The sequence below is a fragment of the Phyllobacterium sp. 1468 genome (assembly GCF_031455525.1).
In the GTDB taxonomy this organism is placed as follows: Bacteria; Pseudomonadota; Alphaproteobacteria; order Rhizobiales; family Rhizobiaceae; genus Phyllobacterium.
The window spans coordinates 79595-104161 of record NZ_JAVDSX010000008.1; the positions used below are offsets into that span (position 1 = coordinate 79595).

The following is a 24567-nucleotide window of genomic DNA, read 5'->3' on the forward strand; positions in this document are numbered from 1 at the left end:
GGCCTTTTTTCTTGCCGTTGTTTCCTTCTCTCTCGTCCTTTTAAACTGCCCAGAACCGGGACCGGTTTTGGCTTAATGCTTACTCGACCAGCCGGCCTTAGCGACTGAAGTCGTAACGCTACTTGTCACTCGACCGGCTATTGTAGCGGGCAAGCAATGTCTCGAGCTCCCCCGTTACGAATAACGCAAAATCTTGCGGAATATGCTCGGCAAAGGTCAGAACCTGTCTTCCCTTTTCTGAATTCAACCGCGCGATTGCGCCGGTGCCTGAGGGTTTATTGCCAACGGCCGGTGGTCTATCGCGCGGCGCCAATGCGACAGGCTCGACGCTTTTCAGGAGCCGCTCAAAGATGCGGTTAAAGCGCGCATTGGTGTCAGCAGCGCTGAATGACTCGAGCGTGATCTCGTTCAATGCGGCCGCTTGCGCGTCAGCGGATTTGAGCAATTCAGCAAACCGTATCCACCGGGGCCGGCCGATCTTTGGCGCGGGTCCGATAGCGCGAACCACCTGCGCAGGTACCGCTGCCGCGACCTGAAGAAACCGCGTCATCTCTGCCTTATCCAGGGATAATGCATCCTGCACAAGACTGCGCTCGAAGCCCCGCTCGACAAGATTGCGGGCAAAGAAAGCACGTTCAATGAAAGATAGATCGCGCCGCTCGGTGTTTTCCTTGCCCTGTGCCAGGACAAGCTGCACATCGGTGAGATTGCGGACGATAGCCTGCACGGGCTTAGCGACGCGTAGAGCAGCGCGCAGGCGGCGATGGCCATAAGCTGTCTGGTAGTAGCCCTGCCTTTCCGGATGCGGCCGAACAAGGATGGGAACCTGCTGTCCATTCTGCCGGATACTTTCGACCAGTTCCTCGAAGCTGTCATCCGATCCGGAATCGTGGCTGAGTCGATCTTCGATAAATGAGCTTTCGACCAGCGCCGGATCGAGCTCGACGACCCGCTCGCTGCCTTCGAAGCTTTCTTTCAGTCGCCGCGCATCCTCGATCTCCTTTGATATTCCACCAAGAGACAGGCCCATGGCTTTGATCGCACCTGACGCTGTCCGCGGTTTTAACGGCTCGACCGAAGCGCTTTGCTGCATTGGGGCCAGCTCGACCGGCTTCTGCTCGGGCGCCGAATTAGTGTCTACCGTCTCGAACAGCGCCTTGAGTTGATCCCTGCGATTTTTGTCCACCATTATCGCACCCTCACCCTGGCCTGTTCCAAGCCTTGAAGATCAGGCCCTGGATCTCAGAGTTGACGGAAGTCAGTGATTCAAACGCGCGGTCATAGGTAGCACGGGTGAAGCTGTCGCGAGACACCTCGTAAAGCGTCTGCTTGGTCAGGCCGGCATCGGAGAAAGCCGTCGACTTAACCACCGAGTTCGTCAGAACGCGCTCGCCGAACAAGGAGCGCAGGAAACCAGCGATTTGTTGCTGAGGCGCATCATTGGGCTCAAAGCGCGTAATGAGATAGCGCATAAAATCGAAGTTAAGGTCGCCGCCCGCTTCGCGCACGACGGCGAGAAGGTCTGCCGTCATGAACAGGAACTGGCTCATGGAGGCAACATCGAGCATCTGCGGATGAACGGTTACCAGCACAGAAGTAGCTGCACAAAGCGCCGAAAGCGTCAGGAACCCGAGCTGCGGAGGACAATCGATGACGACGACATCATAGTCGTCCGACACCGTATCCAGCGCGGCCTGAACACGCGCGAAGAATAATTGCTGCTCGACACTCTGCGTGCCATGTTGCCGATCCGCCAGCATTTGCGGTGTCGTGTGTTCGAACTCCTGCAGTTCGAGATTGCCAGGGATAAGATCGAGACCATCGAAATAGGTCTTGCAGATGATATCGCGCAACAGCCTGCGTTCGCCATCATAACGAATTGCGCCATAGAGGGTATCATTGCCGGTGAGGTCGAGTTCCGGTTGGTAACCGAAAAGGGCGGACATCGATGCCTGTGGATCAAGATCAACAGCCAGCACCCGGAACCCGGCCATGGCCAGATGTTGCGCAAGATGTGCACTTGTCGTTGTCTTGCCAGAGCCGCCCTTGAAATTGGTGACCGCGATTACCTGCATATGCTCGTTGGCGCTGGGGTCGCGATGCGGAAGGTAGGTTTTCGCCTTGGCACCGCCAGCCTCGGCGAGGTGCCGGCGCAGCGCATTGATCTCGGCAAGCGTATAGAGTCGGCGACCGCCGCTTCCAGTTTCCGGTTGCGGCCCCTCGCCCGCGATCGAAAGCTGCCGCAGATAACCGTCGGATACACCAATCAGCTTTGCAGCCTCGCCACTGGTGAACTTGCGCAACGTCTTCTGCGCCGTCGGCGGAAACAGGCGGTTGCGCATCGCCTGTAACTGCGCTGAGAGCATCTCGGCATCCGCCGCGATCGCGCGATCAGCCGGCAAGGCGACAGACAGGGATGCAGCGCCATGCAGCTGGGCATCTACAGTCCGGTTTGTCTGTGCTGTATTCAATAAAGTCACGTGTTGATCCTGTACGCCCGTTAATAGACTGCCGACCGTGCGCTGGAATGATGCGCCGATTCGACAGAAAAACCAAAAGGGTAACGCTGGACAACAATTTAACGCTGCAGCTCGATACTAACACCGCAAAATCTGTGTAACGCCTATTTAGCCTGTTACCCTCAAAAACCGTAACCAAACTGAGGGAAGGACCGAGTCGCGTCAAGCACTTTATAGTTAACGCAATTTAACCAATTTACCGTGGCAACTGCACAATTTTACCACTTCTTCTTCTTGCGTTTTTGATCGGCCGGCTTGGGCTCGAATAGATCGCTGTCAGGTGCGTCCTTGGTATCCGATGCCTGCATTTCAGTTGATTTTGATGATGTTGATTTTGTCTCGGCAGGGGACTTCGAAGTGGTTTCTTTCAATGCGAATTTGATCGCCATTACAAACTGCTTTCTGATGTGAGATTTGCGTGCCTACAGAATGTAGTCCTTAGCATGGAAGCAAGGTCGTGAACTCATAAATCTGATGGAAATGGTATGAGGCGATCTTTTCGGATACAAGGAGCAAAGGCCAAGGAAATGTGGTTCATTTGCGCGCCTTTGCGACGATGTTGCCGGGAAGATGGACCTTATCCTGCGGACACTGATCGGGCTGCAAGCTGCAGTGTCGAACCGCTCGGCCGGGGAAAGACCCCGCCCTTCACGCTTCTCCTCGCATCTTCTTGCCGTTTCAGGCGCCATTTCTACCAGATTCATGAGTTCACGACCTAGATAATTCGCGCATGAAATCGGGACCGCTGCCGTCAAAAGTAGCAAGTTGTTAACCTTGGTTTTCTATTCAGATGGGCACCCCTTCGGTAATCTCACATCGTTCCGCTGCAGGCATCATGCGTATCCCAAGAACAAATTTTCCAGTCAAAGCAGATGAATATGGGTTTGAAAACAGCGGCGGTGAAGTGGTGGTCCACGTGCCGGTTCCACCGTCGCGTCCGGTAGACCTTGCCAACGCAGATTCACCCACCCTTTATGAAAGCGTTACGGTCAAACGGGCGATCGCTAACGCGACACCGAGGCCAGTACCAGTACCGACAGGCGGATTTGATGCAGGCACATCGTTTGCGCCGATTTCAAAGCGCATGTTTTCACTATCCGAAAATGTCCGTTTTACCCGAACACCGGACAGCGAACTCCTGAAAAACAAGGGCCCGGCGCCGACAGAACATACTATGGCACCGAAGGCGGATGCGAAACGTCCGGCTACTGCAAAACCGGCAAGGAACCTGGAAGCAATCGTCGTACCCCCTCATGTTCCCGACGTTGAGTCGGGAGGGTCCCTCCTCTTCAGCCAACCAATTCCGGTTCAATCTCTCGCGGTTGTCGTGCCGCAGAGGCCGGCTGTTGCCGAGGCCCACACGACAGGTAGAACGCCGGCGCCAGCACGCTCGCCGTTGGCTTATGTATCGGACTACGCTTTCTTCGAATCCGCTGACTTTATAGGAGGGATTGCATTGGTTGCGGCTGCTTCCCCCGTCAAACCAATGCCCAAATTCAGCCCCGACCAAATCACCGCCAACTTCCGCGTCGTTGAGCCCTTTGTGACACAAAAAGCGCCGCTCATGTCGCCACCACTCGACTCAGTGCGGGTGGACCACCATGCGGCGCCGATGCCTGAACAGCAGCCGGGGGAGAGCGATACCGTCGATGCGGGTTTGAACGCAATTCCTGAAGCTGTCCCCGCTGTCACTCCCGAGCGCACCATTGCCAGACGCCGAGAGATTGCACCTGTCCAAGCCCCGCTCCCTCCGCGGCAGATTGCGATAGCGGATCCCGTTAAACCACGGAATGTTCCAGCCCCCCGCGCTACTTACGAAAAGCCTCCGGTAACCCTGCTACAAGAAGCACTCACGCAGGATGTCGTCACCATTTCGCAGGAAACGCTCGAGCAGAACGCCGGATTGCTTGAAAGCGTACTGGAAGATTTCGGCATTCGCGGCGAGATCATCCATGTGCGGCCCGGCCCCGTCGTCACGCTCTATGAGTTCGAACCGGCGCCGGGTGTGAAATCCTCGCGTGTCATCGGTCTTGCCGACGACATCGCCCGCTCCATGTCGGCGCTGTCCGCTCGTGTGGCTGTTGTTCCCGGACGCAACGTTATCGGGATCGAATTACCCAATACGACGCGAGAGACAGTCTACCTTCGCGAGATGGTGGGATCCGAGAATTTCGACAAGACCAGGTTCAAACTCGCACTTTGCCTTGGCAAGACCATCGGCGGTGAGCCTGTAATTGCCGAACTCGCCAAGATGCCGCATCTGCTCGTAGCCGGTACGACCGGCTCTGGGAAATCAGTCGCCATCAACACGATGATTCTATCGCTGCTGTACCGGCTCACACCGGACGAATGCCGCTTGATCATGGTTGACCCAAAAATGCTTGAGCTGTCCATTTATGACGGTATCCCGCATCTTCTTACCCCGGTCGTCACCGATCCAAAGAAGGCAGTCATGGCTCTCAAATGGGCTGTGCGCGAGATGGAAGACCGCTATAGAAAAATGTCAAAGCTTGGCGTGCGTAATATCGATGGCTTCAACACCCGGGTTGTCAGCGCCAAGGAAAAGGGCGAAACGGTGATGTGCACCGTGCAAACCGGCTTCGACAAGGGAACCGGCGAAGCTCAATATCAACAGGAGGCTATGGACCTCACGCCGATGCCGTATATCGTCATCATTGTCGATGAAATGGCCGACCTGATGATGGTGGCCGGCAAGGATATCGAGGGCGCGATCCAGCGCCTCGCCCAGATGGCGCGTGCCGCCGGCATCCATCTCATCATGGCGACTCAACGTCCGTCGGTCGATGTGATCACCGGTACCATAAAGGCGAACTTCCCGACGCGCATCTCGTTTCAGGTCACATCCAAGATCGACAGTCGCACAATTCTCGGCGAGCAAGGTGCTGAGCAGCTGCTTGGCCAGGGCGACATGTTGCATATGATCGGTGGCGGCCGTATTTCGCGCGTCCATGGGCCCTTCGTTTCGGACGAAGAAGTCGAAAAGGTCGTTGCGCATCTGAAGACTCAAGGGCAGCCTGACTATCTCGATACCGTCACGGCAGACGAAAGCGAGGAAGACGACGCGGATACTGACGATAGTGCAGTTTTCGACAAGGGCGCCTTGGCCGCAGAAGACGGTAACGAGCTCTATGATCAGGCGGTCAAGGTCATGCTGCGTGACAAAAAATGCTCGACCTCATACATCCAGAGACGGCTGCAGATTGGCTACAATCGCGCCGCTTCCCTGGTGGAGCGGATGGAAAAGGAAGGGCTGGTCGGCCCTTCCAATCATGTCGGCAAGCGCGAAATCCTCAACGTCAACAGGGACACCGGCTGAGGCACGCGCGCCGAGCGTTACTGTCGCAGAGCAGCCTTGATGGGCTTCAACGGTGAGCATCTGATTTTGATGAACTCGTTAGGCGAACGTCCGACAATAGCTGTGCGTGCCACGAAAGCCTGTCCCTGCATCCCGCACATCATGACGTTGCTGGTCTGTGGCCCGTAAATCACATCCAGCGCCGTGTTCGATTGGCAATCCATCGGCGACAGACTTGTTGAGCATATGAGAATTACAACCTGGAGCATGCTGGCATCCTTTGCAAACAGTGGCTCCTCCCGATTCCTGCAAGAGTACGCAAGTTTTGCTGCAATGCAACCAATTTGCTGCAATGCAAAAAAATTGATAGTAAGAAAGGAATGCTCTGTTAGTGTCCCGCGGGTTCATCGAGCTCGCGGCGCTTGATGAGTTCTTCCCGGATCAGTTTCTTGGCGACCTTGCCATAGGCGGATTTCGGCATCTCTGGCCAGAACACAAGCCGCTTCGGTATTTTGTAGCGAGCTATCTTGTCGCCAAGCCAGGCAATTATCTCTTCGGCTTCTGGCGCAGTACCAGGGCGCGCAACACAGACCGCAAGACCGACCTCGCCCCATACCGGATCCGGAATACCCAGTAAAGCCACTTCGCTGATGTCCGGATGCGTCAACATTTTCTCCTCGATCTCCCGCGGATAAATGTTGGAGCCGCCAGAAATATACATGTCTGAGAACCGTCCTGTGATGAAGAGAAATCCCGTCTCATCCATGTGTCCGAGATCGCCGGTGCGGAACCAGCCATTGCGAAAGGCTTTCGCATTGGCCTCCGGATTATTGTAGTAGCCGGCGAAAACGGCTGGACCGATCACGCAGATCTCGCCGGTTACGCCCGGCGAAACCTCGTTTCCGCTATCATCCTGGATCGAGATTTGCATCGCGGTGCGCGCATAACCGCAGGTGCCCGGACGCGCATCTTCGCTGTTTTCCAGATGATGCTCGGCGGCAGGTAACACAGTAATATTACCGGTCACCTCTCCCAATCCAAAATACTGCACGATCACCCGCCCCAGCGTCTTTAGGGCATTGATCTGATCGGTCCGGTACATGGGTGCGCCGGCATAGATTGCATAACGCAATGACGAATGATCCCGCTCCTGTACGGCGGGATGTTCGGTCAGCATTTTAAGGATCGTCGGCACGGTAAACATGTTGCTCACGCGCCATTTTTCGACAAGCCGCCAGGCTTCGGCAACATCAAGCTTCTCTGTTGGCAGCAGAATGGTTTTTGCACCTCTAGCGACCTGCGTCAGCTGATGAATCCCGGCGCCGTGCGATAAGGGTGCGACTACGAGCGAGGCATCGTCGTGCGTCGTGCCCGGCATCAAGTCGCACAGGTGATTGGTCACTACGAATCCCATCTGACCGTGGGTCAATACAGCAGCCTTTGGCCGCCCAGTCGTGCCAGAGGTGAAAAAGAACCAGCACGGATCATCATGATCCACAGGGGCAGTCATCACCGTTTCGCTATCGAAACGATCCACAATATCGTCGTAATCATCAGCAAAATCGGCTTTTCCGATCGCAATGACAAATTTCATCTCTGCACACGTTTGCCGGCAGGCTTCGACATGCACTGGAAATGAATGCCCGCAGATCATGCCCTTGGCGCCGCTTGCTGCCGCCAAATAGGCCACTTCGTCAGATGTCTGCCTGAAGTTAGTCGGAACCCACACCGCTCCAAGTTGGAAACAGGCGAACATGGATTCGAACATCTGGTTGCAATTCTGCGATTGAACGAGAATCCGGTCACCCTTGACCACGCCGAACTCCCTTTGCAACGCCGCGGCCATGGCGTTGACACGGCGCTGCAGTTGCGCCCATGTCCATGTTTTTTCGCCCCAGACAAGTGCAATCTCCTTCGGAAAGCGGCGGGCCGATTGGGCGAGAAGGCCATATAAGTTCATCACCCGCCTGGACATGGGTTCGATTATCAATCCATGTTTCGCAGTCATGTCGCTGCCTTCGAAGCCGGCACTCGTCTTGACCGGTCATTGGGAGGTTGAAGATGGGCGAGCCGCGCTTCGATTTTTCTGGTCTCACCTTGCATCAAAGCAGCGAGTTCCGCTTGACGTGAAGGCTGCATGCGGCTGTCGATGGCTGCAATACTAAGGGCGCCGGCTGGCCGACCATCCGGATAGCGAATGGCGAGACCGATGCCCCAGGAATTGGTAAGGATAAGCCCAGGGTTGAGGGCAAAGCCGTTTTCCCGCGCCGCTGCAACGTCAGCGCGAATGCGGTCGGGATAAAGATTTGGATACTCGGTCAGGAGGGCAGCTTCATTCACGGCTAAAATGACTTCAACCTCGTCATCCTGCATCGCAGCCAGGATCGCCAGTGACCCGGCGCCCACGCCCAAGGGATGGCGATAGCCAGCCTGCAATGCATGGGTGCGAATCGGATAGGTGCCTTCCTCGCGATGCAGACAAACGGCGTAGCTATCGCGGTGGATAGAAAGGAAGCTGGTGTCCTGTGTCTTCGCCGACAGAAAACCAAGGCTGTCGCGGGAGATTTGTAGAAGGCCATAGCGCCGTGTCGCAAGGGTGCCAAGTACGTAAGCTTCCTGACCGAGATAGTATCGTCGGGTCAAAGTGTCCTGTTCCAGCAGGCCAGAGCGTATGAGCGCCAGAAGCAAACGACGCGCAGTGGGTTTGTTGAGGCCGCTTTGTTCCACGATATCAGTCAAGGTGCTGCCGTCATCGCCGGAATAGCTGACAAGGCTCAAGAGGCCAAGCGCCCTGTCGACGCTTTGCGAACCATTGAGACCTGCTACCGGTCTGACCTCTTGCTCCATCCCAATTCCTCGTATTGATCCATATTGTGGATCATTTCATTCGTTTGTGGAACTATGCCACAACTTGGCGGCCTGTGAACGGAATTTGGAACTTAAAATATGCTGCTCATCTTGCGACGGCTTTCGGCGGTGATCGATGTCTGAACGATCTCTACGGCAACCTGGGCCTCCGAAATTTCCCCGCTTCGAGAGTTTTGTGGGCATCGGTCGACGGCTGGAATTCACTCTCGAGTCTGGCCAAAGCATGAACGACGCCATTGCCCAGCCGCTACAGGCCGCCGGAGTTACAGCCGCTTCTCTTGTTCTTACCGGCGGAGCTTTCAATCCATTCCACTATCTTATGCCGGCTCTTGCGACCGACGAGCATCACGCTGCCTGGTACAGCGACATATTCTCGCCGGTTGGCGAAACGCGACTTGAAAACGGGAATGTTACCTTTGGCGAGCGTGACGGCGCCGCCTTTATCCATTGCCATGCCATCTGGAACGAGCACAGCGGCAAGCTTGCTGCCGGGCATGTGCTTGCGCAGGAAACGATTGTCAGTCGGCCCATTCATGCGATCGCCTGGGGTGTAGAAGAAGTGCGGATGGTTTCGGAGCCTGATGAAGAAACCGCCTTCACGCTTTTTCATCCCGTACCGTCAAATAGGACAATCAGCGCCCAGAATGGTGGTCCGCGCACGGTGATCGCACGTGTTTGCCCAAATGAGGACATCATCCTTGCGCTAGAGGCGATCTGCCGGAAACATGACTTCGCCGCAGCAAAATTGCGCGGCGGCATAGGCAGCCTGATCGGCGCACGCTATGGGGATGGTTCCAAAGTAGACGATATCGCAACCGAAGTCTTCGTTACCCGAGGCTTCGTCACGTGCCACTCAACCGGAACACGTGTCGAAATCGTCATGGTCGACACCCAGGGCAATGTCACACGCGGGGAGCTGCTTCGTGGTGAAAACCCCGTCTGCATCACATTCGAGCTATGCTTGGAGGAACTCTGAACGATCCGTGACACTTCACGAGCGCAGATCGTGTTCATCAGGGTAACTGAGACTCTGTAGTTCCCGAGCATCGACCCCGGCTATCCTTCGCAATACTGCTCGCGCCAGTTCACGCCCGGCATGGCGGACATCCTCATTGAACACGATGATTTGCGGGCGGAACCATTGCAGCACATCGGTCGACTGCTTTGAGACAAGGTCGACATCCCCGCCAATCTTCAGCCCGGCGGCTTCAATACCTGCAACCAGAGCGATGGCCGCGCTGCCACTGCAGCAGACAATGCCGTCGGGGCGGTTTGAGGCCGACATGATCTCCTCCATCCGGTTCCTGATACGGCCCAGCGAGGTATCGACATCAATATCGGACACAGCAACCGTATTCGCGCCTCCCTCTTCCACCGCACGCGAGAAACCCCGATGGAGATGCCGGTAATAAGTGACCGAAGGCGACGGGCCGGCAAGCAAGGCGATCCTGCGACGTCCCTTTGTTAGCAAGCTTTTCACCGAGAGATAGGCAAAGGCCTCGTTGTCGAAATCGTGGAACGGATGCTCAATGCCCATCTCTGTCCGGCCATGCGTCGCGAACGGAATGCCGTGTTCGGTAAGGTAGCGGACGCGCGCGTCATTCGGCTCCGTACGTGACATGATGATCCCGTCGGCCGAGCCCGTTTCGACGATGTAGCGTATCGGCTGCATCGGGTCATTTTTCACCGAATAAGGCGTCACGGTCAGATGGTAGGGCGTCTCCGACAGCACTTCGGAAATTCCATAGACCATGTTGGAGGTAAGTCCCATGATCTCCGACTGGGCATTGAGCACGAGGCTGATGACATTGGTCTTGCCGGTGCGAAGACGCACACCGGCACGGTTGGGCCGGTATCCAATCTGCTTGGCGATCAGCTGAACCCGATTCTTGGTCGCCTGGCCAATTTCCGGCGCATCCTTGAGCGCGCGCGAAACAGTGGTGACACCAAGGCCGGCCATGAAGGCGATCGTCTTCAACGTCGGCCTCTCGCCTTCAACGGGTTCGGCAGCACCGATTACCGGTTTCTGATCGCCTTCTGTCGTCTTCATATTCAATCGGCTGTTCAAGCCTTCCTTTGATGGTATCTGTATCGTTTTACAAAAATACTGCAATCCGAATTTTTTGGCTGGTGGCACAAGGTGATCCTAGACGATATTGACGCTACTTGGCAATCGCACAGCGTAGTCACAATTGTTTATTACCCTGAATTTGCAGGCTTATTTGGTTAAGAAATAAATCCTTCACGTCGATTCCGAAAAAATCGGCTTTCGGCGATTGCACTTGGCGGCGCTTTACATTAGCCTACCTGTAACGTTTCAGATTTTGGGAGGATACGATGCGTTACCGTTCTGTCTTGACCGCTCTTGCCACGTCGACGTTCCTTTTCGCAGCCAACCCGGCTCGCGCCGCTGACCTTGAGGTCACGCACTGGTGGACATCCGGCGGTGAAGCGGCAGCTGCCAAGGTTCTCGCCGAATCTTACGACAAATTGGGCGGCGACAAATGGGTGGACGGCGCGATCGCCGGCAGCGGCAGCACAGCTCGTCCAATCATCGTCAGCCGCATTCTTGGTGGAAATCCAATGGGTGCCACCCAATTGAATACGGGCCGCGATGCCGAAGATCTGGTCAAGGCCGGCTTGATGACGGACCTGACCGAGCTTGCTACCAAAGAAGGCTGGGCCGATTTCATCCGCCCCGCAAAGCTGCTCGATGCCTGCAAATATGAGGGCAAGATTTATTGCGTTCCGGTCAATATCCACTCCTGGCAATGGATGTGGATCAATCCCAATGTATTTAAAGAAGCCGGTGCGGCGGTGCCCACAAACTGGAACGAATTCGTCGCTGCAGCACCTAAGCTAAAAGAAAAAGGCGTCATTCCGCTTGCGAGCGGTGATGCGTGGCAGATCGACGGCGTGTTCCGCGTCATGCTGGCCAACCTTGGCGGCAAGGACCTTTATCTCAAGATCATGGATGAAAAGAGTGTCGAAGCCGCTGGCGGTCCCGAAATGAAGGCCGTTTGGCAAGCTTTTGCCGATGCGCGAGACCTTGCTGACCCCGGCTACGTCGGACGGCAGTGGAATGAAGCGACGTCCCTCGTTCTAACCGGAAAAGCTGCAGGGCAAATCATGGGCGATTGGGCACAGGGTGAATTCGGCGTGGCCGGAAAGGTCGCCGGCACAGATTATGACTGCCTGCCGGGCCTGGGTGTTCATCCCGTCCTCGACACAGGAGGCGACGCCTTCTATTTTCCGAAAAACGCAAACCCCGAGATCACAAAAGCACAACTGAAGCTTGCCAGCATGCTTGTCTCCAAGGAGACGCAGGTTGCATTTAACCTCGCCAAGGGTTCGCTGCCGATCCGTGGCGACGTTGACATGCAGACTGCCAATGCATGCATGCAAAAGGGCATAAAGATATTGGCGGACAGCAACAATGTGCTGCCTTCATACGAACAGGCTTTCTCCTCCGACACGCAGGGTCAGATCGAAGATCTGACGACGGAGTTCTTCGCCGACAAAAACATGACGGTCGAGGATGCTCAGGCCCGCTATGTCGAGATCATCGGCGAAGCAAAATAATCCGAACGATTACCGTAGCAGCGATGCCGGCCTGCTGGGTCCGGCATCCAGTGACAGGAATGGAGACTTCGATGGCTGGGAGCCGGCGCCCGTTTGCCCCCTTACGCAATCTGAATGCCAAAATCGCGGCGGTACCGATGATCGTCACGGTGCTTGTTGTGTTCATCGGCTGCACATTGTGGACCGTCGTTTATTCCTTCACATCCTCGCGTTCCCTGCCAACGCTGGATTTCGTCGGGATGGATCAATATGTGCGGCTTTTCCGGACGTCGCGCTGGACCATTTCCCTGAAGAATCTCGCCATCTTCGGTGTTTTGTCTTTGAGCTTTTCGCTGGTTCTAGGATTTATCCTCGCCGCACTGATGGATCAGAAAATCCGCTTCGAAAATACCTTCCGCACCATATTTCTCTACCCGCACGCTCTATCGTTCATCGTTACCGGCCTTGTCTGGCAGTGGATACTCACCCCGGCCTATGGCGTGCAAAAGGTCGTTCGCGACCTCGGTTTTGAAACCTTCAATTTCCCTATCCTGACTGATGGCCGTTTTGCCATCTATGCCATTGTGATTGCGGGTCTGTGGCAGGGCACGGGCCTTGTCATGGCACTGATGCTCGCGGGTCTTCGCGGCGTTGACGGTGAAATCTGGAAAGCCGCGCGCGTTGACGGGATACCGGCGTGGAAAACCTACCTTTTCATTGTCATTCCGATGATGCGACCTGTCTTCATCACCACGCTCGTCATCATTTCGGCGGCGATCGTCAAGGTCTATGATCTCGTCGTCGCGCTGACGAATGGCGGGCCAGGCATCTCCTCCGAGGTTCCCGCCAAATACGTTTACGATCTCATGTTCTCGCGCGGCAATCTGGGTCAGGGCCTCGCCGCCTCGACGATCATGCTCACGACAGTTCTGATTATCCTCGTGCCTTGGGCACTGATGGAATTCCGACCCCGATATCGAAAGGGAGAAGTCTCGAAATGAACTCGTCCCTCTCCAGCGCAGAACCGCAAGGAAGTCGCCCCAAGCGTTTCCTGTCGCCCGCATCGATCATGATTTATTCAGCGCTATTGATTGCGGCCATTTACTACCTCATTCCCCTCTATGTGATGGTCATGACTTCACTGAAGGGTATGCCCGAGATTCGACTGGGAAACATTTTCTCTCCGCCGGTCGAGGTTACCTTCCAACCCTGGGCGACGGCCTGGAACAGTGCCTGCACGGGTCTTTACTGCGAAGGTATCAAGGTCGGCTTCTTCAACTCCATGAAGATCCTGGTCCCAAGTGTGATCTTCTCGATCATCATCGCTTCAGTGAATGGCTATGCCCTCTCCAACTGGCGCTTCAAAGGCTCGGAGCTTTTCTTCACGGCGTTGATTTTCGGCGCCTTTATCCCCTATCAGGTGATGCTCTACCCCCTCGTCATCATCACGCGACAACTCGGCATCTTCGGAACTCTGACGGGTGTCATCGTCATCCACACCATCTTCGGCATGCCGATTCTTACTCTCCTTTTCCGCAATTACTTCGTCTCGCTACCCCCGGAGCTTTTCAAAGCAGCACGCGTGGACGGAGCCGGGTTCTGGCGCATCTTCCTGCAGATCATGCTGCCGATGTCCCTACCGATTTTCGTCGTCGCAGTGATCCTCCAGGTGACCGGCATCTGGAATGACTTCCTCTTCGGCGTGATCTTTGCCGGCACCAAGAATTTCCCGATGACCGTGCAACTCAATAACATCGTCAATTCGACGCAAGGGGTGAAGGAATACAACGTCAACATGGCGGCGACTATTCTCACCGGTGCGGTGCCACTCCTCGTTTATTTCTTTTCAGGTAAGTATTTCGTCAGAGGCATCGCCGCTGGCGCCGTAAAAGGGTGACCTCAGTGCACAGTGTTTCAATCAAGAATCTCTCGCTCAATTTCGGCTCGATCGACGTTTTGAAAAACCTCAATATCGAGGTTGCAGACGGCGAATTCCTCGTGCTCCTCGGGCCGTCCGGTTGCGGAAAATCCACCCTGCTCAATTGCATCGCCGGACTGCTCGAAATTTCCGACGGACAAATTTTCATCAAGGGCAAGAATGTGACTTGGGAGGAGCCCAAGGATCGCGGCATCGGCATGGTCTTCCAGTCCTATGCGCTTTACCCGCAAATGACTGTCGAGAAGAACCTTTCATTCGGGTTGCGGGTGGCTGGATTGCCCGCTGCGGATATCCAGAAGCGCATCGCGCAAGCGGCCGAAATCTTGCAGATCGGCTCACTGCTGCAACGTAAACCTGCCGAATTGTCCGGCGGCCAGCGCCAGCGCGTTGCCATCGGCCGCGCCTTGGTTCGCGACGTCGACGTGTTCCTTTTCGATGAGCCTCTTTCCAATCTCGATGCGAAGTTGCGCTCCGAACTCCGCGTCGAGATCAAGCGGCTGCACCACAAACTCGCCAATACCATGATCTACGTCACACATGACCAGATCGAGGCCTTGACCTTGGCGGATCGTATTGCGGTCATGAAGGGCGGCCTGATCCAGCAGCTTGATGATCCGCTGACGATCTATAACAAGCCGCGCAACCTCTTTGTCGCAAGTTTCATTGGCTCACCCGCCATGAACTTCCTCAAAGGCGAGATCGCAGGAACCAACGACTCCGTTGTCTTCCGGGTCGCCGATCTTGATATTTCGCTTGCAGGATATGAAGCGCAAAACCCTTTGGCGCCCGGCCATTCAGTCACCTTCGGCTTCCGACCGGAACACATCGCTATCAGTGACCAACCAGGTCCCGCCGGCCGCTCCTGCGAGGCAGTCGTGGATCTCGATGAGCCAATGGGCGCCGACAGCCTTGTTTGGCTAAAGGTTGCGGGAAAAGCCATCTCGGTTCGCGTCGATTCCGGCAGGCGCTACCAGCCCGGTGAAAGGGTATTCCTGACATTCAATCCCGCCATGGCCTCGCTTTTCGATGCCGGAACAGAAAATCGCCTTTGAACTTCCCAAGCATCATGGAGAAATGAAGTGACCGACTTTTCCTATCAACTCTACAGCTCCCGTAATTTTCCGCCACTCGACCAGACGCTCGAAATGTTGAAGCGCAATGGTTATGCGCAGGTCGAAGGCTATGGTGGCGTTTATGCCGACCCCAAGGCAACGAGAGCCGCACTTGATGCCAACGGGCTGACAATGCCATCGGGCCATTTCAGCATCGACCTTCTGGAAAAAGAGCAGCAAAAGGTCCTCGAAATCGCTGACACGCTTGGTATGAAGGCTATCTATTGTCCGCACCTCGCCCTGGACCTTCGTCCAACCGATGCGGCGGGCTGGTCAGCCTTCGGCGAGCGGCTCGAAGCGGCATATTCCACCTACAGCAAAGCGGGATATGTTTTCGGCTGGCACAATCACGACTTCGAGTTTGAGGCGCTGCCTGACGGCTCTATTCCGCAAAAGCTGATCTTCGACGCAGCCCCCAGCATTTCGTGGGAAGCCGACATTGCCTGGATCATCCGTGGCGGCGCCGATCCGTTCCAGTGGATCGAAAGCTACGGCTCGCGCATCAGTGCGGTACATGTCAAGGATATCGCTGCTGCGGGTCAGAATACCAGTGAGGATGGCTGGGCTGACGTCGGGTATGGAACTGTCGACTGGAAGGCGCTGACATCAACACTCAAAGACACACCGGTACAGTACTTTATCATGGAACATGACAATCCATCGGATGATGAGCGGTTCGCACGCCGCTCGATCGCTACCGCAATGACATTCTAAGGAACATGGTCATGGCTAGAACACTTGGCATCGGCATTATCGGTGCCGGCAATATCTCGGCGACGTATCTGCGATTAGCGTCACTCTTCAAGGGCATCGAAATCCGCGCCATCGCCGACATCAACAACACCGCAGCCACGGCTCGCGCTGCCGAATACGGAACCGAGGCGCGCACTATTGATGGCCTGCTTTCCAGCGACGATATCGATCTCGTGGTCAACCTGACCGTACCGGATGCCCACTTTGACGTCTCGAAGCAAATCCTCTCCGCCGGCAAACATCTTTATTCGGAAAAGCCGCTAACGCTCTCGCTGAAGGACGGGCTGGAATTGCAAAAGCTCGCCGCAAAGAAAAACCTGAAGGCGGGTTGCGCGCCCGACACTTTTCTCGGCGGCGCGCATCAATTGGCACGCAAACTGGTCGATGATGGACAGGTCGGCACCATCACTTCGGGCACGGCACACGTTATGAGCCACGGCATGGAGCACTGGCATCCCAATCCTGACTTTTTCTTCCGTCCGGGTGGTGGCCCCATCCTCGATCTCGGACCGTACTACATTGCCAATCTGATCAACCTCATCGGCCCAATAAAGCGCGTCGCAGCACTGACATCTATGGCTACGCCTACCCGCACCATCTCCAGCGAACCACGCAAGGGCGAGACAATAAAGGTGACTACGCCAACAACCATCCAAGCGTTGCTCGAATTCGAAAGTGGCGCATCGGTTACCCTGTCTGCAAGTTGGGACGTATGGGCTCATCACCATCCCAATATGGAACTCTACGGTACTGACGGCTCGATCTTCCTGCCCGATCCGAACTTCTTCGGCGGTGAGGTCAAGTTGGCAAAACCAGGAAAGAAGGCAAAAGCGGTCAAGCCATGGGCGCATCCTTTCGGTACGCCCAACCAGAAGGACCCCACCGGCATGATGGCCAACTACCGCACCGCAGGTCTTGCCGACATGACCGCCGCAATCCTGCAGGGGCGCGACGACATACGCTGTTCGCTGGAGCGCGCCTTGCACGGGGTGGATGTGATGGTCTCCATTCTCCGCTCCGGTGAGGAGAAGAAGTTCATCGACATCAAGACAAGTTGCTCACGGCCCCAGGCACTCGGCGTCACAGAAGCCAAATCGCTGTTGAAAAAGACGTAGCTCTCGGCCTCGAAGCGATTGCGGTCATGCTCGGGCGGTCCTATGGTCGCCGCCCGATCATGATTTATGGGAATGCCTCGTGACTGCCAGTGCTGCCAACACCGCCCGTATCGCTCGTCTTATCGCCGCCGAGATACACGCACGACCCGAACAGGCCAATGCGGCGATCGAACTTCTTGATGGCGGCGCAACGGTCCCCTTCATAGCGCGCTATCGCAAGGAAGTTACGGGCGGGCTCGACGATACGCAGCTGCGCACGCTGGACGAACGGCTCATCTATCTGCGCGAACTCGATGCGCGCCGTGACACGATCATCGAATCGATCCGCAGCCAGGGCAAGCTCACCGATGATCTTGAAGGCAAGATAGCCGGCGCAGTCACCAAGGCGGAGCTGGAGGATATTTATCTGCCCTACAAGCCCAAGCGGCGAACAAAGGCCGAGATTGCCCGCGAACGCGGGCTTGGCCCCCTGGCGGAAACAATCTTGTCAGACCGGCGCAGCATTCCTTCCGAGCTAGCCACGCGTTTCCTGAACGACGACGTTCCCGATGTGAAGGCTGCGCTCGACGGGGCCCGGGATATTCTTGTCGAGACCTTTTCGGAGAATGCCGAACTCGTCGGTCGTTTGCGCAAGTACATGCAAGATCGTGCGGTTCTCCGCGCCAAGGTAGTAGACGGCAAGCAGGAGGTAGGAGCGAAGTTTTCGGACTACTTCAGTCATTCTGAGCGATGGGCAACGGTCCCCAGCCATCGCGCACTTGCCATGCTGCGCGGCCGCAACGAAGAGGTGCTGTCGCTCGAACTTGAAGTCGACGCTGAAGATACTGCCGCGATTAAACCAGTCGAGCGAATGATCGCCGACGCCTATTCAGTCCACGCCAACGGCACTGCGGCTGACAACTGGTTGATGGAGGTGGTACGCTGGACATGGCGCATTCGCCTGTCACTCAATCTCTCCGTCGATCTTATGACTGCATTGCGTGAACGCGCCGAGGAAGAAGCCATCCACGTCTTCGCCCGCAATCTGAAGGATTTGCTGTTGGCCGCACCCGCAGGCTCGCGCGCAACGATGGGTCTCGATCCAGGCATTCGTACAGGCGTGAAGGTTGCTGTCATCGACGGCACTGGCAAACTTCTCGACACCACGACCGTGTACCCCTTCCCGCCGCGCAATGATGTGCGCGGAACACAGGCCGAGCTGGCAAAGCTCATTGTCAGGCACAAGATCGAACTTATCGCGATTGGCAACGGCACCGGGAGTCGCGAGACCGAACGTCTCGTCGCCGATCTGTTGGCAGACATGCCACCGCCCAAACCGCTGAAAGTGATCGTCAGTGAAGCCGGAGCTTCGGTCTATTCCGCATCGGCCACTGCGGCTGCGGAATTCCCCGGACTGGACGTGTCGCTTCGCGGTGCCGTCTCCATTGCCCGTCGCTTGCAGGATCCGCTGGCGGAACTCGTCAAGATTGAGCCAAAATCCATCGGCGTAGGCCAATACCAGCACGATGTCGACCAGTACCGTCTTGCGCGGTCGCTCGAAGGCGTCGTCGAGGATGCGGTGAATGCCGTCGGCGTTGATCTCAACACCGCTTCGGCTTCTTTGCTCGCGCGCATTTCCGGCCTCGGTACGTCACTTGCTGAAGCGATTATCGCCTATCGCGACGAGGTTGGCCCATTCAAAACCCGCCGCGACCTCCTGAAAGTCGCTCGCCTCGGGCCCCGCGCCTTTGAACAATGCGCCGGCTTCCTGCGCATTCCAGATGGTACCGAGCCGCTCGATGCCTCTGCCGTCCATCCCGAAGCCTACGGCGTTGCCAAGAAAATCGTGAGCGCTTGCGGTCGCGATGTCAGGTCACTGATGAACGACAGCAGCGCATTGAAGGCGCTCGATCCTCGCGTCTTCGTCGATGAACGTTTTGGCCTGCCGACAGTGCGGGATATCATTGCTGAACTCGAAAAGCCTGGCCGAGATCCCCGTCCGGAATTCAAAACGGCGTCGTTTGCCGACGGCATCGACAACATAAAGGATCTGAAGCCCGGAATGCTCTTGGAGGGAACGGTTACCAACGTTGCCGCTTTCGGTGCGTTCGTCGATATCGGCGTGCACCAGGACGGTCTTGTTCACTTGTCGCAATTGGCGGATCGCTTTGTCAAAGACGCACACGAGGTAGTCAAGGCTGGGGATGTCGTCAAAGTACGCGTTGTCGATGTCGATCCCAAGCGCAACCGTATTGGTCTAACGATGCGAAAGGATGGTGGGGCAAATGAGACGTCACGCAGTTCCCGTCCCGTCGACAAGCCACCGCGCACCGCTGCTCCTGCGTCAGGGGGCCAGAAGCCACAACCTTCGGCACAGGGCGCTTTCGGCGCAGCTCTGGCAGATGCACTGCGCAAGAAATAGCCGGACAACTATAGGAGAATAACCGTGGATATCCGCACAATAGGCAAGACGCCACTCGCAGTAACGCAATTCGGATTTGGTGGCGCGGCGATCGGCGGATTGTACCGGGAATGTACTCAGGAAGCCGCGATGGAGACGTTGCAGACGGCGTGGGATGCGGGAATGCGTTATTTTGACACCGCGCCCTTCTACGGCTTCGGTCTATCCGAACGGCGGACGGGCGATTTTCTGCGCAGTAAGCCGCGGGAGACCTATGTGCTTTCTACTAAGGTCGGCCGCTTGTTGCGGCCCGTACCGGAAAATCAGGTTCCGGACTACTCTTATGTCAATCCGCTGCCCTTCACGGTTGACTACGACTACAGTTATGACGGGATCATGCGTGCTTTCGAGTTCAGTTATGCACGGCTTGGACTGAACAAGATCGACATACTCTATGTTCACGATATTGGCGTCTATACGCATGGCGTGGAGAAAAATACCGTCTATCAACGTCAGCTGCTGGACAGCGGCATGCGCGCATTGGACGAACTAAAGACGTCCGGAGCAATCTCCGCTTATGGTCTCGGTGTCAATGAGGTGGAAGTCTGCCTCGACGTGATTGCCCGGAGCCCGATTGACTGCATCCTGCTTGCAGGCCGTTATTCACTTTTGGATCGCGCGGCCGAGCGCGGATTGCTCGAAGTCTGTCGTGAACGAAAGATTTCACTAGTAATCGGCGGGGTCTTTAATTCCGGCATTCTGGCAACGGGGCCGGTTCCGGGTGCAAATTTCGACTATGGTCCTGCCTCAGATGATATTCTCGGTCGCGTTCGTTCCATGCAGAAGATCGCAGAAGCCAATTCGATCCCACTTGCCGCCGCGGCGATGCAATTCCCGTTGCGCGAGCCCGTCGTCGCTAACGTTCTGATCGGCACAGCCAAGCCCTCGAGCCTTACCCGGAACATGGAATTGCTGAAGGTAGATGTGCCGGACTCGGTCTACGCCGCAGTCGAACCGTTTACAATTCGATGAGGGCCCGTTGTGGCGGTTGCACCGCCACAACGGGACGAATTTATGCTGCTATTCGACGGCTATTGACCAGATCCACAAGCTTTAGCGCGCGCGCAAGACTGTCCGCCTGCTCGGTGGCGAAACGGTTTTCCGTAATTTCCATGATCAACGTCGTATCCGGCAGGAATGTAAGTTCCGAGAATATCTCTTCCCAGGGAATGTCGCCCCAGCCAATCGGCAAATGCAGGTCGCCGATGCCAAGTGCAGTCGCCTCCGCCGGATGGTAGAACTTCGCCATGCTGTATGGCCGGCCAAAGCTGTCATGAACATGCAGGTGTCCGGTGACCGGAGCCATTGCCTTGATCTGTTCGCGCCAATCGAGGCCTAGTCGCGTGCATTCGATATAGGCATGGCTGAAGTCGATCAATCCACAGACATTCGGACTGTTGACTGCGCTGACGGTTTCACCGACCTTTGCGGGCGTCTGCCGATACTCCGCGTCGTTGAGTGCGAAGATATTTTCCAATGCGATCCGCACGCCATAACCCTTCGCGACTTCGCCGAGTTCTGCCAACGCATCACGTTCCATCTGGTCGAGATCGCCAATACGCGTCAGTGCCGGCATCTTGGCCTGTCCGCAATGGTGGACGAGAATGCCTGCCTCCACACGATTACACAATTCAAGCATGGCGCGCACCACAGCCTTCTGCAGGGCCAGATGTTCCTTGTCCATGAAGTTGGAAATGATCTGGCCATGTACACTATAACGAAGGTCGAATTGACGGGTGATTTCCAGCAGGCGTTGCAACCGGCTTGTGATGATGCGGCCACCGGATATGAGCTCTTCGCCATAGAGTGACAATTCAGCTGCGCTCGCACCAAGGTCGCTGATCGTCCGCAAAGAATCTTCAAGCACGCTGAAATTGCCGTCGCCCGTATAGGTGCAGAAGCCGACGGCCGAAATGATGGACTCCGTATTCATTCTTATTCCTTTCAGTTCAGCTAGGCTGCCACGGTCGATTGACTGGTATTGTGTTTCAATAGAGGCGCGTCGTCGAGACGCAATCCCGTGTCCCTGGAGAACAAGTGAATGTGTTCGGACGGCAATTGCAGACCGACCGTCGCACCAGTCTCGAAGAGTTGACCCTCATCTTCACTGACGGCAAAGATCGCCCCATCAATGTCCACGTGCACATTGCGTCCAGAGCCAAGCTCTTCCACAAAATCGACGGTTGCAGGCACGCTGTTTGCCGTGCCTGCTTTTACCAGACGGCAGTGTTCCGGACGTATCCCGACCGATACGGGGGTCTCTGCATTGTCGCGGCCAAGTACCGCGTCGATCGCGATCTGGATTCCGTCAAGCAAAACAAAATTGCCGCCTGGCGCGATAGCGCTGTCAAAGAAGTTCATGGCCGGCGAACCGATGAATGTCCCGACAAAGCGCGTTCGTGGCCGGTGGTAGATCTCCAAGGGCGTGCCGACCTGCTCGACATGGCCCTTGTTCATGACGATCAGCTTGTCGGCAAGTGTCATCGCCTCGACCTGATCGTGGGTCACAAATACCGACGTCGCAGAAAGTCGCTTGTGCAAGCGGCGGATTTCTACTCGCATCTGCACCCGCAGCTTGGCATCGAGATTGGAAAGGGGCTCATCGAACAAAAAGACCTTCGGCTCGCGGATGATCGCTCGCCCCATGGCTACGCGTTGACGCTGGCCACCAGAAAGCTGTGCCGGCTTACGATCCAGCATGTCCTCAAGCCCGACTATGCGCGCGGTCTCAGTGATACGCCGGTCTCGCTCGGCACGCGGAACACCTGCAACCTTCAATGCATACCCTATATTGGCAGCCACGTTCATATGTGGATAAAGCGCGTAGTTCTGAAATACCATCGAACAGCCACGATCACGCGGCTCGAGATTATTGACGACTGTGCCGTCAATCGAAATCTCGCCTGAAGAAATCTCCTCGAGCCCGGCAATCATGCGCAGCAGCGTGGACTTGCCACAGCCGGAGGGGCCAAGGATCACTACGAATTCGCCAGACTTGAAGTCAAGATCGACCCCATGGAGGATTTGCGTCCGGCCGTAAGACTTGCGAACGTTGCGGATGTTGATTTCGGCCATGAGCTTTCCTTTATTTCTCTGTCGAGACCAGACCACGAACGAACCAGCGCTGCAAAACAGCGACAATGATCAGAGGCGGCAGCATGATAATGAGTGCACCGGCCATGGAAACATTCCATTCTGGCAGGCTGTTGATATTGGGAACGAGCGTGGTCATCGCTACCATCGCTGTCTGGTAATCGGCCTCAGTTGTCATCAGCTTCGGCCACAAATACTGATTCCAGGCGTAGACGAACATAATCGTCGCCAGCGCCAGCATGTTGGTACGTGACAACGGCAGCAGGATATCGATGAAGAAGCGAAGCGGCCGGGCACCATCCATTTTGGCGGCTTCAGTAAGCTCGTCCGGGAGCGTCATATAGAACTGCCTGTAGAGGAACGTACCCGTGGCCGTTGCAATCACCGGAAGGACCAATCCTGAATAGGAGTTCAGCAAGTTCCATTGCAGCGAGAACTCGATGCCGGTAAGCGCCTGGATCAGCCAGCGTACCGGCTCAAAAACGTCGGCGGCGATATTGTATGTCGGAACGACGCGCACCTCGAGCGGAAGCATCAAGGTCATGAAAACCAGCCAGAAGAAGACATGCCGCAACGGACTTCTGAAATATACGATGGCGAAGGCGCTGATTGAGGCCAGGACTATTTTACCCGCCATGACCAACAGCGCCATGATCAGGCTGTTGAGCATGGCTGGACCAAGGTTCGCCCTATGCCATGCCGCTTGAAGATTGTGCAGGAAATCAGCGCCAGGCAGAAGGTTGAATGGAACCGCGTTGACCTGCGCCAACGATTGGGTCGATGCCGTAAAAATCATCCAGAACGGACCAAGGATCAGGAGCAATCCAACGATCATGATGAAATAGGTCAGCATATTGAGAATAGGCGTGCGTTCAATCATGGGGCGGACCTATTTGTAATGCACGCGCCGCTCAACGAAGCGGAACTGAATGAAAGTGAAGACCATGATCAGGCCAATGAGGATCAGGCTTTGAGAGGCGGCGCCAGAATAGTTGAGGCCCTGGAATGCTTCGCTGACGATGCGATACACCATGACATTCGTCGCCCCGTTCGGGCCGCCTTCAGTCGTCAGATCGACAATACCATACGTGTCGGGACCGACGAAGCTTTCGGTAAGATTGAGCACCAGCAAGAAGAAAAGTGTTGGCGCAAGCAGCGGAATCTGCACATCGATGGCTCTACGCAGCGGACCCGAGCCGTCCATCGACGATGCTTCAATCAAACTGCGCGGGATAGATTGAAGACCCGCGGTCATGAAGATGAAATTATAGCCGATCCATTTCCACGCAAAACAGATGATAACCAGGATCATTGCATGGCTGCCAAACTTGGCCGGGTTCCACAAGTCCGGCGACCATGTGTTGACGATGGCGATCAAGCCGCTTTCCGGAGCGAAGATGAAACGAAATGCAAGTCCGACGGCAGGGGCAGCAATGGCATAGGGCCAAATATAGAAAAACCTGAATAGGCCCGAGCCTTTCAGCTGGCGATCGACACAGATCGCGAGCACGAAAGCAATGAACATCGAAAGTGCGGTTGCGGTAAAGGCAAAGACAAGACTGAGCGTAACCGATTGCCAATATTCGCGGTCGGCGAAGACTTCACGGAAATTGTCCCAGCCGACAAAGAGGCGATCGCCTGCCCCGCCGAACGCCGGTTCCAGGGAAAACGCCCAGGTGAGAACCGACGTTGCCGGCCAATAGAAGAAAAAGAAGATCAATAACAGCTGCGGCAACGCGAACAAGATGGGCAACCACCGGCTTTTGAAAACAGCACGTTTGTTCATAGGCTCGACCGGTTCCGTATCTTGTCAGTTTGCAAAGCGAATGGCCCGGACGCGGAACGCTCCAG

The 24567-nt window shown here is 55.9% G+C and carries 19 protein-coding genes; 10 read left to right on the plus strand and 9 right to left on the minus strand.

Annotated features, from left to right (window positions below; translation table 11 throughout):
• Positions 1-118: 118 nt before the first annotated feature.
• Together repB and repA are read right to left on the minus strand one after the other, a co-directional pair.
• Positions 119-1189 carry a plasmid partitioning protein RepB gene (repB, locus tag J2X72_RS19840; RefSeq protein ID WP_310074782.1) on the minus strand — a complete coding sequence of 357 codons (1071 nt, stop codon included), beginning with the start codon at positions 1187-1189 and terminating at the stop codon, positions 119-121.
• A 10-nt stretch (positions 1190-1199) separates the two neighbouring features.
• On the minus strand, positions 1200-2432 hold the full coding sequence (gene repA, locus J2X72_RS19845; RefSeq protein ID WP_310074993.1) for a plasmid partitioning protein RepA: 1233 nt from the start codon (positions 2430-2432) through the stop codon (positions 1200-1202).
• A 922-nt stretch (positions 2433-3354) separates the two neighbouring features.
• Between repA and J2X72_RS19850 the strand changes: the two genes are divergently transcribed.
• The gene (locus tag J2X72_RS19850; protein ID WP_310074784.1) at positions 3355-5856 is read left to right on the plus strand and encodes a DNA translocase FtsK; all 2502 of its coding nucleotides are present in this window, start codon (positions 3355-3357) and stop codon (positions 5854-5856) included.
• Positions 5857-6223: 367 nt separating this feature from the next.
• On the opposite strand, the gene J2X72_RS19855 is transcribed toward J2X72_RS19850, so the two are convergent.
• Together J2X72_RS19855 and J2X72_RS19860 are read right to left on the minus strand one after the other, a co-directional pair.
• Positions 6224-7843 (minus strand): acyl-CoA synthetase, encoded by a 1620-nt coding sequence (locus tag J2X72_RS19855; protein ID WP_310074786.1) that lies wholly within the window; start codon positions 7841-7843, stop codon positions 6224-6226.
• Complete coding sequence (locus J2X72_RS19860) at positions 7840-8682, minus strand: IclR family transcriptional regulator (protein WP_310074789.1); 843 nt, start codon at positions 8680-8682, stop codon at positions 7840-7842. Before J2X72_RS19860 ends, J2X72_RS19855 begins: the two co-directional genes overlap by 4 nt.
• Before the next feature lie 244 nt (positions 8683-8926).
• Between J2X72_RS19860 and J2X72_RS19865 the strand changes: the two genes are divergently transcribed.
• Complete coding sequence (locus J2X72_RS19865) at positions 8927-9679, plus strand: PCC domain-containing protein (RefSeq protein WP_310074791.1); 753 nt, start codon at positions 8927-8929, stop codon at positions 9677-9679.
• A 15-nt stretch (positions 9680-9694) separates the two neighbouring features.
• Here J2X72_RS19865 and J2X72_RS19870 read toward each other — a convergent pair whose 3' ends face one another.
• A complete protein-coding gene (locus J2X72_RS19870) occupies positions 9695-10753 on the minus strand; it encodes a LacI family transcriptional regulator (protein ID WP_310074794.1) in 1059 nt (352 codons plus the stop codon).
• A gap of 287 nt (positions 10754-11040) precedes the next feature.
• On the opposite strand from J2X72_RS19870, the gene J2X72_RS19875 reads away from it, so the two are divergent.
• From J2X72_RS19875 to J2X72_RS19910, 8 genes are all read left to right on the plus strand, one after another.
• Positions 11041-12285, plus strand: a complete 1245-nt coding sequence (locus J2X72_RS19875; protein ID WP_310074796.1) for an ABC transporter substrate-binding protein — start codon at positions 11041-11043, stop codon at positions 12283-12285.
• Positions 12286-12356: 71 nt separating this feature from the next.
• A complete protein-coding gene (locus tag J2X72_RS19880) occupies positions 12357-13265 on the plus strand; it encodes a sugar ABC transporter permease (protein ID WP_310074798.1) in 909 nt (302 codons plus the stop codon).
• The gene (locus J2X72_RS19885) at positions 13262-14161 is read left to right on the plus strand and encodes a carbohydrate ABC transporter permease (protein ID WP_310074800.1); all 900 of its coding nucleotides are present in this window, start codon (positions 13262-13264) and stop codon (positions 14159-14161) included. The genes J2X72_RS19880 and J2X72_RS19885 overlap by 4 nt, the downstream gene beginning before the upstream one ends.
• Positions 14158-15255 (plus strand): ABC transporter ATP-binding protein, encoded by a 1098-nt coding sequence (locus tag J2X72_RS19890; protein WP_310074802.1) that lies wholly within the window; start codon positions 14158-14160, stop codon positions 15253-15255. The genes J2X72_RS19885 and J2X72_RS19890 overlap by 4 nt, the downstream gene beginning before the upstream one ends.
• A 27-nt stretch (positions 15256-15282) precedes the next feature.
• A complete protein-coding gene (locus tag J2X72_RS19895; protein WP_310074805.1) occupies positions 15283-16029 on the plus strand; it encodes a sugar phosphate isomerase/epimerase in 747 nt (248 codons plus the stop codon).
• 11 nt (positions 16030-16040) lie between these two features.
• Complete coding sequence (locus J2X72_RS19900) at positions 16041-17183, plus strand: Gfo/Idh/MocA family oxidoreductase (protein ID WP_310074807.1); 1143 nt, start codon at positions 16041-16043, stop codon at positions 17181-17183.
• Positions 17184-17262: 79 nt separating this feature from the next.
• Positions 17263-19584, plus strand: a complete 2322-nt coding sequence (locus J2X72_RS19905) for a Tex family protein (RefSeq protein WP_310074809.1) — start codon at positions 17263-17265, stop codon at positions 19582-19584.
• Positions 19585-19608: 24 nt separating this feature from the next.
• On the plus strand, positions 19609-20595 hold the full coding sequence (locus J2X72_RS19910) for an aldo/keto reductase (protein ID WP_310074810.1): 987 nt from the start codon (positions 19609-19611) through the stop codon (positions 20593-20595).
• A gap of 40 nt (positions 20596-20635) precedes the next feature.
• Here the strand turns inward: J2X72_RS19910 and J2X72_RS19915 are convergent, their stop codons facing one another.
• The 4 genes from J2X72_RS19915 to J2X72_RS19930 are packed head-to-tail and all read right to left on the minus strand — an operon-like array spanning position 20636 to position 24502.
• Entirely contained in the window at positions 20636-21556 is a 921-nt protein-coding gene (locus J2X72_RS19915) for a sugar phosphate isomerase/epimerase (protein ID WP_310074811.1), read from the minus strand.
• A gap of 20 nt (positions 21557-21576) precedes the next feature.
• A complete protein-coding gene (locus J2X72_RS19920) occupies positions 21577-22698 on the minus strand; it encodes a sn-glycerol-3-phosphate import ATP-binding protein UgpC (RefSeq protein WP_310074812.1) in 1122 nt (373 codons plus the stop codon).
• A 10-nt stretch (positions 22699-22708) separates the two neighbouring features.
• On the minus strand, positions 22709-23596 hold the full coding sequence (locus tag J2X72_RS19925) for an ABC transporter permease subunit (protein ID WP_310074813.1): 888 nt from the start codon (positions 23594-23596) through the stop codon (positions 22709-22711).
• Positions 23597-23605: 9 nt separating this feature from the next.
• On the minus strand, positions 23606-24502 hold the full coding sequence (locus tag J2X72_RS19930; protein WP_310074814.1) for a sugar ABC transporter permease: 897 nt from the start codon (positions 24500-24502) through the stop codon (positions 23606-23608).
• Positions 24503-24567 lie beyond the last annotated feature (65 nt).